This window comes from Blautia sp. ZXY-1-C6 (assembly GCF_056339875.1).
The window spans coordinates 1-10323 of the sequence record NZ_JBWJVQ010000259.1 but is presented as its reverse complement, the minus strand read 5'-3'; the positions used below and the strand labels follow the sequence as shown (position 1 = coordinate 10323).

Sequence of the window (10323 nt, the reverse complement as noted above, 5' to 3'; positions counted from 1 at the left end):
TTAAAAAAGGAACTGTGGGGTGGGCATCTGTGGAATCCGTCTTACTGTGCCATAACGGTCAGTGACAGGAGCAGAGACCAGGTGCTTGCCTACATCGAAGGACAAAAGGAAAAAGAAAAGAAAAAAGCCTGACAGAAGAAATGATTTGTTGGAGGAAAAGAGATGCAGACCGTATCCAGCTATGGCGTAGAATTACGAAAACAGAATATCCCAGTCCGCCAGACACTGGAAATCTACCGGTCTGCGGTCTATTACCTGACAGAAATATATGAGCAGGTGTGGGAAGAACTGGCAGAGATACCGGATGCCAAAAGGCGGTTTAATGCTGCAGAGCATCTGGTGCATACTACAAAAAAGAATCCTGCACGCTTTGATTTTGATCTTCGCTTTCCGAAGATGCCGTCCTACCTGAGGCGAGCCGCAATCCAGCATGCATTGGGAAGTGTATCTTCTTACGAAACACGGATGGACCTGTGGGAAAAGTCAGGAGAACAAGCAGGGAAACCCAGACTGGCGTATGAGAATCATGCCATGCCTGTTTTTTATCGTGATGTCATGTACAGAGAGGAAAAAGAAGGAAAAGACGAAGCATACCTGAAACTGTATGATGGTCATGACTGGAAATGGTTTTGTGTGCGTTTAAATCACACAGATATGGAATATCTGCGCAGGAACTGGTCGGGGAAAAAGGCATCAGCCCCGACACTGGAGAAAAGGCACCATAAATATTTCCTGCGTTTTTCTTATACGGAAGAAGTGACACTTACGAAGACACCGGTAAAAGAACAGATCATCTGTAGTGTGGACTTGGGAATCAATACCGATGCGGTCTGTACCATTATGCGGGCAGACGGAACTGTCCTGGGGAGAAAATTTATCAATCATCCCAGTGAAAAAGACCGGATGTACCGAACACTGGGCCGAATCCGAAGATTCCAGAGGGAACACAGCTCTGCGCAGTCACGGGGAAGATGGGCATATACGAAACGCCTGAACATAGAGCTGGGAAGAAAAATTGCAGGAGCGATCGTAAAAAATGCAGAAGAGAACCATGCAGATGTGATCGTATTCGAGTATCTGGAAATGCAGGGAAAGATATCCGGAAAGAAAAAACAGAAACTGCATCTGTGGAGAAAACGGGATATCCAGAAACGCTGTGAGCATCAGGCACACAGAAAAGGAATGCGGGTATCCAGAGTCAGCGCATGGAATACGAGCAGTCTTGCATACGATGGCTCCGGAAGTGTGTCCCGTGACCCGAAAAATCACAGTCTTTGTGTATTCCAGACAGGAAAAAGATATAACTGTGACCTGTCGGCATCGTATAATATCGGAGCAAGATATTTTATTAGAGAACTTTTAAAACCCCTTCCGGTAACGGAAAGGTCTTTGCTGGAGGCAAAAGTCCCTTCGGTAAAGCGTAGAACCTCATGTGTTTATGCAGATCTGAAAGAACTTCATTTACAAATGGAAATCTTAAAGGCAGCATAAATGCAGGCAGATATACAGCGGACTACCTGCAATGTGGGAACCTGCCATATCTGGCATGGAAAAATGCGCATAACTGCGCTGGCCTAAGTTACAGGCGTATCCGCCGATATTTAGTCTGACGCCTAAAGCGTCTGGAAGCACGCGACTTCAGTCGTGTGAGGATAAAGTTTTTAATTCACAGCTCTATTTTAAGTACCAAATTTTTCTATTGTCTTATTATGTATAGCTGCCATAGGAGACGTATTCTAAGCAGTAAGGTTTGTTCCGATAGATGCTGCAATCTCTTTTAACTTATCGGCAGAAAAACCAGTATATTTTTCAATCTTATCGAGAGATTCTTTATCTTTGATCATCATTTTTGCAAGAGATAGATTTTTCTTTTCTACACCTTGCTCAATGCCTTGTTCAACAAGTGCTTTTCCCAGATTACACATATCCTGCACCTCACTTTCAAATTCTTCTGTCATGGCGATGCCAAAATCTTTCTGAAGACGTTTTTTCTTTGTCTCAGAGGATGTAGAAAGAGAGAAGAGTGTATTCAGCAGATCAAGGATCTCCAGATCACTCTCTTTATCTGCATCACCTAAATTTACGATAACAACTTCCATAAGGTCATAACTGCCAAGAGTTTCATAAGGCTTTCCCAATACTGTATCCTGTACTGTATGGTATCTGAAGATTCCATTTCTACGTTTTTTCGCCGGATCCGGGCAGATCCAAATACTGTAGACTTTCTGAAGCTTTTCATAATGTTCACCAGTAAAAATAGTTCCATACTGCTCGGAAATCATTCTTGCACAATAATAAAATCCTCTTGTAACTAATGGATACCCCGGTGTGTCATTTAACTGGATTTCCAAATTGATGATCAGCTGTACGGGTTCTTCGGTGTTCGGAATATATGCCTTAAAACGAATATCATAATATACAGTCTGGTCTTTGATAGCATTTGCTTCGGAATTAAGGCAGTCTATTTGTTCGTTTCCATCCAGTAATTTACTGCGGTCAGGATGGTCCTGATGTACTGCCCGACTGGAAATTTCGATATTTTCTTTCAGGCAGTTATCACAGATAAAATTGACACTATATTGGGAAAATTCTTTTGTACAGGATTTGAGGATCCAGGCAATGACTGCCTTATAGGTTAATAGTTTCTTGGCACATTCATCATATCTTGCACGATCTGCGGCAAGGTCTATCATTTGTGCCAGATTCGTTTGACGTATTATGGATGTCACCTCCTGTCACATATTTTGTACTTATATTTTATCAGAGCAGATATTTATTTACCAGAAAAATTTTTCGACAATCGCAGGATAAGTTTTGACAAAGAAAGACCCCAGTCAAAATGACTGGGGTTTTCTTTTTAGGAATCTGTATTATTTACCCAAATGGATTATTTAACAGTAGCCTTTTTCAGGTTTGACCATGGGCTGAAGACTTTCTTTCCGTCTTCAGATGTTCTGTTGAATGCATGCATTCCAACTACCCATGTTCCCTTTGGTACGTTCTTGAATGTTGCTGTTACTGTACCTTCTTTGAGGTTCAGTTTCTTGTGAGCGCCATAGTTGTATGGACGTGTCTCACCGTTTTCTTTCTTGGAGCCAGTTCCCAGTACTACATCGTAACCAGTTGCGTTTGCAGCTGCTTTGTATGTTACTTTGATAGTAGATCCGCTTACTTTAACGTTTGTGATAACTGGAGCGTCCGGTGTGATTGCGGATACAACGAATGGATATGCGTTAGACCAGTCGCTGAATACCTTCTTACCGTTCTCGTCACGTTTCCAAGCGTGGCAGTATGCGTAGTAGGTTCCCTGCTGTACATATTTGAATGTAGTAGAAGTCTGAACCTGATTCTTGTTTATGGAATCGTAGTCTTTGTTTGTGATGCAGTCGCGGTCTGTAGAGATTACATAGTCGTAACCTGCAGCACCTTCGGAATCACCGGAAAGGATAGCAGTTGCTTTGTTGCCAACAACTTTAACGCTGCTGATCATTGGAGCAGCTGGTTTCTGATCCTGTGTTGCTGCATCTACAGTCTTAGAACCAGTGTAGTTCTTACTGTCTTTCTTAGCTGTTACAGTAACTTTACCGTCTTTCTTTTCTACAGTATATTCAGATGTTTCAACATCAACACGACCGCATTTAACAGTAACTTTGTCACCATCTACAGTTACATTTGCGTTTGCAAGATTGAATTTATCAATTCCCCATTTGAATTTAAGATCATCTGGAGCTGAAGTTGTATAACCGTTTTTAGGCTTAACAGTAACGTCCAAGCTGTTAGAGATAGTAGCGTTTGCAACGTCGGTGTTTGAACTTACATCTAAATCATAGTCCTGGCCTTCTTTTAAAGTAACACCATTTACCACAACATTTACAACTGGTTTTACAGGCAGACCACCGGCATAAACACCGTTAGAAACAGAAACATTGCTCTTTACAACAGACAGCTGATTAAGCTTAATGTATGTTACTGCCATAACATTTGTGATCTTATTGCCTTCAGCATCAGTATAAATGCCATCTTTTAAACCATAATCATTAGTTTTGCTGCTTGCATATTTTCCTTTGGCAACAGCAATTACAGCTACATACTGAGCTTTAGGGAATTCACTAGTGTATTTTCCTTCTTTTCCATATACATTATCTACATATTTAATCTCATAATCCTGGCCTTCTGTTAATTTTTTATTAGAATCAATGTATGTAAATGTAGTTTTTGTATACTGATGTTCTTTACCATTATAAGTAAAGGATGGAGAAGCAACTTTTATACCATTTTCGTCATAGAAAGTAAATTTTCCACCCTCATTCAACATTTCACCTGAAATCTGGAATGTTGCTGTTAAGGTACCTGTAAAGTTTCCGTTTTTAGGTGTTAATGTAACAGTACCCTCACCAATCTGGATATTCTCTCCAGATGTTAATGTAAAGTTGCTTGCTACATCAATAGGATTTCCTTTTAAGGTCAAGTCAATATCACTGGCAGAAACTTCAATACTGTAACCAGTGTATTCTTTACTTCCAATAACTGCTTTTAAGTCTGCTGCATTTGCAGGTTTGATTTCATAAGTTATTTTTGCTTCGACGTCACTGTAATGTGTTCCATCGCCTTTAACTGTTAATGTTGCTGTTCCTGCATTCAGATTATTGCTATAAGTTGCTGTATAATACTGAGGATTAATTACTTTTCCATCAATTACAACATCAAATTTCGGTTCAACAGCTTTTCCGGTATAAGTGAAGTTTGTTTCTTTTAATTTAATGTTTTCTGACTTGATTGTTTTTGCAGTTAATGTAGATGTATCACTCAGTGTTACGTTTTTATTAATGAAGTTTTTATTTGTAATTTCTACTGTCGCAGTAACATCTTTACCAATTATATTTCCTTCTTTGCATTCGTATTTAACTTTGTAATCTTTTCCTTCTACAAGAGTAAATTCTTTAGCTGGTTTTGCACCATTTTTAGCTTTTACTACAAGTTTCATAGAATCTTTATAATCAGAGAAATCTGTAGTATCCAGCTTTTCAACCTTCTCATTTGTAACTTTGACCTCAGAAATTACGGCAGGATTAATTGCAAATGTGATTTTCTTTTCACTTCCAGCATAATCGCCAAGACCTTTAACGATTACATAACCGCCATCTTCTACGTTCGTATTAGTACCATTTACTAATTCATATAAGGTCGGGGAAACTGCCTTTCCGCCAATTGTAAGAGTACCTAAGTCATCTTTTGTAATGACAATCTGTTCTCCCGTATATTCTTTATTGTCAAGTTTACCATTTTTTTCGTTTGCAAATGTACCACCGGAAATATCAGTTCCTACAATATTGAAGTCCGCAGTAGTTGTTCCCGTAACATTTTTATTAAGTTCTTTTGGAGTGATTGTTACTTTGTAACTACCAATGTCTGTTGCATTATCCGGTACAGTAATAACAACATCCTTGTACAGGTCTAAAGTATTACCATTTTTATCAGTAAATGTAATATCATTTTTGTCAATGGTTACTTTCTTCTTATCGTTATATGTTTTGGCTTTTATAGAAACATTAACGTCTGATAAATCTCTACTGGTTACTTTGAAAGTATTTGTTGTTTCGATTGTTCTATGGTTGTCTCCTTCAGCAGTAATATTGTAATTTTTAAATTTACCAGTTTCCGGAGTACCGATAATCAGATTAATACGTGCATAAGCGACATCGTCAACATTTGTTGCTAAATTATTGGCGTTTCCTGCAGAAATAGATACATATCCATCTTTATCTGCATAAATATAGTTTGATAAATCTTCTTTTGTCTCTTTATCAATTAGTTTAATATCATCTTTTTTTACACGAATAACTTTTCCGGTATAAGTGAAAGCAGATGTTAATAAAGTTGCTTCCATATGTTCAGAAATGAGCTTGTCGTTAGTACCATCTAATGTTTTTGGCTCAATTTCATATGTTGTAGAAATCTGTCCTGTATATCCATCTGCCTGTGGAACTAAAGTAACAGTTGCTTTTTTAGTTGCATTTGTATGATCACCAGACTGAACTACTTTAAAGTTAGCGCCCACTGTTGCAGCATTTGCTTTTACTGTTTCATGTGTTTGTTTTCCATCGTTTAATGTTAATGTAATATCGGAACTAGCTATTTCCTGAGGCTTTCCATTATAGGTATGTGTTCCATCAACAGATGCGCTAAGATATACCTGAGATACATCAATTGCTTTTACAGCAATACCTTCTGAAGTGTAAGACCATACAGTTCTGTTATTATCATTAGAATCTGTAGCATATACAAACAATGTAAGTGTCTTTCCTGCTTCAGCTGCTACAGTAGCGCGTGTTACCGTCTGCTCATTTGTAGGTGTTTCGATATCAGTGGCTGAATCAGCAGTTCCATTTACTTTCCAAGCATAATGAAATTTAATATTTGAATCAATGGCTTTATTATCTTTAGCGGTTACTTTGAATTTAGCTTTAACAGTTGTTCCCCATGTTACAGCATTATCTTTAATAGCATTATTTGCGTTATCAGTAAATTCTGGAGTCACACTGAATGAATCGCTAGATACTTCTGCAGCAGTAGCTACAGCAGTATTGTCCGTAGTATCTTCTACAACCGGAGTTTCTGTCACGTCATCAGAGAATGTTTCAGCAACTGAAGCTTCTGCGTCAGATGTTACAGCAACGTCAGAACCATCGCTGAACTCAGCAGCCCATACCGGCACATTAGAAGTAGCAAGCATTGCAACAACAAGTGACATACTTAATGTCTTTTTTGCCATGCCCTTCTTTGTGTTTTTAATCTTTGTCATGATTATAGTTCCCCTTTCCTTAATATAACTATTTCTTTTTGGGTAAAGATTCCTAGACATAATCTGTCTGTTATGGTTAATAATAGTGCTTTCACCACTTTTTGTCAAGGGTAATGCTCAAGAATTTTACGATTTTTTTAAATTTCATACACTTCAAAAGCATTTATTTTCCTTGATTTTTCATGCTAAAAATCTATAATTTGTTACAAATGTGGTGAGTTGTTCGTTCTAATCACAAGATGATGTATCAACCCCTGTATGGTCAAATGGCAGAGAACCCTCTATAATTCTCTGCCATTTTCTCATTTTATAACTGTTGTTCTTTTTTTATTCTTTCAACCTGCTCAATCGGCATCTGTGTATCTGCAGCGATTTCTTCCAATGTACTTTTGCCTCTTTTCAGCATACAGATTACTATTTTTTCTTTCGTCTCTGTTTTCACTTCTTCTTTCACTTCCGCTTTCACTTCTTCTTTCACGTCTTGCCTTATTTCATTTATCAGCTTATCTGTTTTCAGCTCTAATACTTCTCCGCCCATGGCTCGGTCAACTCCCTTCTTTGTTTTTTCTGAATCTGAGAAAATGTAGTCTGCAATTTTTATGATTACTTCCACAAGGTAACGATGCAGTGCTTCTTTTCCGTTGTGAATTAAAAACTTTATCCTCACACGACTGAAGTCGCGTGCTTCCAGACGCTTTAGGCGTCAGACTAAATATCGGCGGATACGCCTGTAACTTAGGCCAGCGCAGTTATGCGCATTTTTCCATGCCAGATATGGCAGGTTCCCACATTGCAGGTAGTCCGCTGTATATCTGCCTGCATTTATGCTGCCTTTAAGATTTCCATTTGTAAATGAAGTTCTTTCAGATCTGCATAAACACATGAGGTTCTACGCTTTACCGAAGGGACTTTTGCCTCCAGCAAAGACCTTTCCGTTACCGGAAGGGGTTTTAAAAGTTCTCTGATAAAATATCTTGCTCCGATATTATACGATGCCGACAGGTCACAGCTATATCTTTTTCCTGTCTGGAATACACAAAGACTGTGATTTTTCGGGTCACGGGACACACTTCCGGAGCCATCGTATGCAAGCCTGCTCGTATTCCATGCGCAGACTCTGGATACCCGCATTCCTTTTCTGTGTGCCTGATGCTCACAGCGTTTCTGGATATCCCGTTTTCTCCACAGATGCAGTTTCTGTTTTTTCTTTCCGGATATCTTTCCCTGCATTTCCAGATACTCGAATACGATCACATCTGCATGGTTCTCTTCTGCATTTTTTACGATCGCTCCTGCAATTTTTCTTCCCAGCTCTATGTTCAGGCGTTTCGTATATGCCCATCTTCCCCGTGACTGCGCAGAGCTGTGTTCCCTCTGGAATCTTCGGATTCGGCCCAGTGTTCGGTACATCCGGTCTTTTTCACTGGGATGATTGATAAATTTTCTCCCCAGGACAGTTCCGTCTGCCCGCATAATGGTACAGACCGCATCGGTATTGATTCCCAAGTCCACACTACAGATGATCTGTTCTTTTACCGGTGTCTTCGTAAGTGTCACTTCTTCCGTATAAGAAAAACGCAGGAAATATTTATGGTGCCTTTTCTCCAGTGTCGGGGCTGATGCCTTTTTCCCCGACCAGTTCCTGCGCAGATATTCCATATCTGTGTGATTTAAACGCACACAAAACCATTTCCAGTCATGACCATCATACAGTTTCAGGTATGCTTCGTCTTTTCCTTCTTTTTCCTCTCTGTACATGACATCACGATAAAAAACAGGCATGGCATGATTCTCATACGCCAGTCTGGGTTTCCCTGCTTGTTCTCCTGACTTTTCCCACAGGTCCATCCGTGTTTCGTAAGAAGATACACTTCCCAATGCATGCTGGATTGCGGCTCGCCTCAGGTAGGACGGCATCTTCGGAAAGCGAAGATCAAAATCAAAGCGTGCAGGATTCTTTTTTGTAGTATGCACCAGATGCTCTGCAGCATTAAACCGCCTTTTGGCATCCGGTATCTCTGCCAGTTCTTCCCACACCTGCTCATATATTTCTGTCAGGTAATAGACCGCAGACCGGTAGATTTCCAGTGTCTGGCGGACTGGGATATTCTGTTTTCGTAATTCTACGCCATAGCTGGATACGGTCTGCATCTCTTTTCCTCCAACAAATCATTTCTTCTGTCAGGCTTTTTTCTTTTCTTTTTCCTTTTGTCCTTCGATGTATGTAGGCAAGCACCTGGTCTCTGCTCCTGTCACTGACCGTTATGGCACAGTAAGACGGATTCCACAGATGCCCACCCCACAGTTCCTTTTTTAACTCCGGATACGCAAGAAACATCTGGCGTGCAAGATTTCCTTTCATGATCTTGATCATATCTGAAATATAAAACTGAGGTTTACAGTCCACAAGCAGATGGATATGATCCGGCATCACCTCCATTGCCAGAATCTGAAATTTATATTCTTCTGCAAGATTCTGTAACATTTCTTTGCATTCTGTATCGATTCCGTTTTTTAAAACCTTTTTTCTGTATTTTGTACACCAGACAAGATGATACTGCAAGGAATAGACATATCCCCCTACCATATGAAAGTTTGTTTTTATCTATATTAAATATATCTTTTTCCATATAAATATTGTACCATATGTATTGGTTTATGTAAACATTTGTTCTGTTGTTTAGTAAAAAAATTTGCGCGTCTAACTCATCACTGAAAGTAACGAGAATGCGACACGCAGTTATTCAAGCAGACTTTCTTCCAGTCTTCTGGATATTGTCACATATTCATCCAGCAATTTCTGAAGTTTTTCTGGATCTTTCTCTATATCTTCTCTGCTTTTTTCATATCTCATCACATAAAATGGCAGGAAAAAGAGTAGTTTCTTCTGAAAGATTACATCCTGTGTATATCTTTCTATGTAAATAGCCGGCAACTCATATTTTATTACCCGCCCATCCGGCATGATAATATCCATTCCAAGAGTATCTTTTCTGCCTTTTCCACGTAAATATAATACACAGGAATGAGGAAAATATATTTTGTACCGTCCATTCTCAATCTGCTTTGTTTCCAGACTGACAGCAAAATCATATTCTATCATTCGGATTACCATTTCTGCATCTCCGGTGCTCTGACATTCTATATGATAGATCTTGTCTGCTATTTTTAACCGGGAATCTGTAATCTTTTCTCCGTTCTTTGTCTGGTGTTCGTTTCTCTGCTGCTCAACTGCTATATCTGCGGGATAATTTGTGCCAAATACCTCGTTGATCAGCGGCACTACAAGCTCTGGCATTTTCTCCAGCATTGTTCTGAAAACATTATCAAATATGGTGTTATTTGCCATCTGATACACCTTTCCTGGCTGTTAGTTATCGTTCGCTTTTGTATTTTGATTATGTTTTCGGACGTATTCTTATTTCCAGATGCTTCGCATCTATGAAATTTTATCTTTTGTGCAAAGTGTTTTTGTTTTCGATCACCCTCTTTGCACTCTGTTTTGTATTTTCTATTGTAAC

Annotated in this window: 7 protein-coding genes and 1 pseudogene; 2 read left to right on the top strand and 6 right to left on the bottom strand. The window is 39.3% G+C overall.

The genetic code is table 11. The features are described from left to right. The coding region (locus AC075J_RS16840; protein WP_476390525.1) for a transposase at positions 1-132 on the top strand (132 nt) is incomplete at its 5' end. A gap of 30 nt (positions 133-162) precedes the next feature. Beyond that, positions 163-1491 carry an IS200/IS605 family accessory protein TnpB-related protein gene (locus AC075J_RS16835; RefSeq protein ID WP_476390524.1) on the top strand — a complete coding sequence of 443 codons (1329 nt, stop codon included), beginning with the start codon at positions 163-165 and terminating at the stop codon, positions 1489-1491. A gap of 245 nt (positions 1492-1736) precedes the next feature. Here AC075J_RS16835 and AC075J_RS16830 read toward each other — a convergent pair whose 3' ends face one another. The 6 genes and pseudogenes from AC075J_RS16830 to AC075J_RS16805 form a co-directional block, all read right to left on the bottom strand. Next, positions 1737-2693, bottom strand: a complete 957-nt coding sequence (locus AC075J_RS16830; protein ID WP_044956342.1) for a PD-(D/E)XK nuclease family transposase — start codon at positions 2691-2693, stop codon at positions 1737-1739. A 194-nt stretch (positions 2694-2887) separates the two neighbouring features. Then, positions 2888-6802 carry a hypothetical protein gene (locus AC075J_RS16825; RefSeq protein WP_118614732.1) on the bottom strand — a complete coding sequence of 1305 codons (3915 nt, stop codon included), beginning with the start codon at positions 6800-6802 and terminating at the stop codon, positions 2888-2890. A 307-nt stretch (positions 6803-7109) separates the two neighbouring features. Further along, a complete protein-coding gene (locus AC075J_RS16820; protein ID WP_055060810.1) occupies positions 7110-7469 on the bottom strand; it encodes a hypothetical protein in 360 nt (119 codons plus the stop codon). A 155-nt stretch (positions 7470-7624) separates the two neighbouring features. Continuing rightward, positions 7625-8953 (bottom strand): IS200/IS605 family accessory protein TnpB-related protein, encoded by a 1329-nt coding sequence (locus tag AC075J_RS16815; protein WP_118575811.1) that lies wholly within the window; start codon positions 8951-8953, stop codon positions 7625-7627. 70 nt (positions 8954-9023) lie between these two features. Then, positions 9024-9389 (bottom strand): annotated as a pseudogene (gene tnpA / locus AC075J_RS16810) (IS200/IS605 family transposase); the annotation flags it as partial. Between the two features lie 153 nt (positions 9390-9542). Further along, positions 9543-10151: a hypothetical protein gene (locus AC075J_RS16805; protein WP_055060104.1), complete on the bottom strand. Its 609-nt coding sequence runs from the start codon at positions 10149-10151 to the stop codon at positions 9543-9545. Positions 10152-10323: the final 172 nt, after the last annotated feature.

Coding starts and splice junctions, on each gene's coding strand:
- AC075J_RS16835 (WP_476390524.1), top strand. CDS start 163: ATGCAGACCGTATCCAGCTATGGCGTAGAATTACGAAAACAGAATATC.
- AC075J_RS16830 (WP_044956342.1), bottom strand. CDS start 2,693: ATGATAGACCTTGCCGCAGATCGTGCAAGATATGATGAATGTGCCAAG.
- AC075J_RS16825 (WP_118614732.1), bottom strand. CDS start 6,802: ATGACAAAGATTAAAAACACAAAGAAGGGCATGGCAAAAAAGACATTA.
- AC075J_RS16815 (WP_118575811.1), bottom strand. CDS start 8,953: ATGCAGACCGTATCCAGCTATGGCGTAGAATTACGAAAACAGAATATC.
- AC075J_RS16805 (WP_055060104.1), bottom strand. CDS start 10,151: ATGGCAAATAACACCATATTTGATAATGTTTTCAGAACAATGCTGGAG.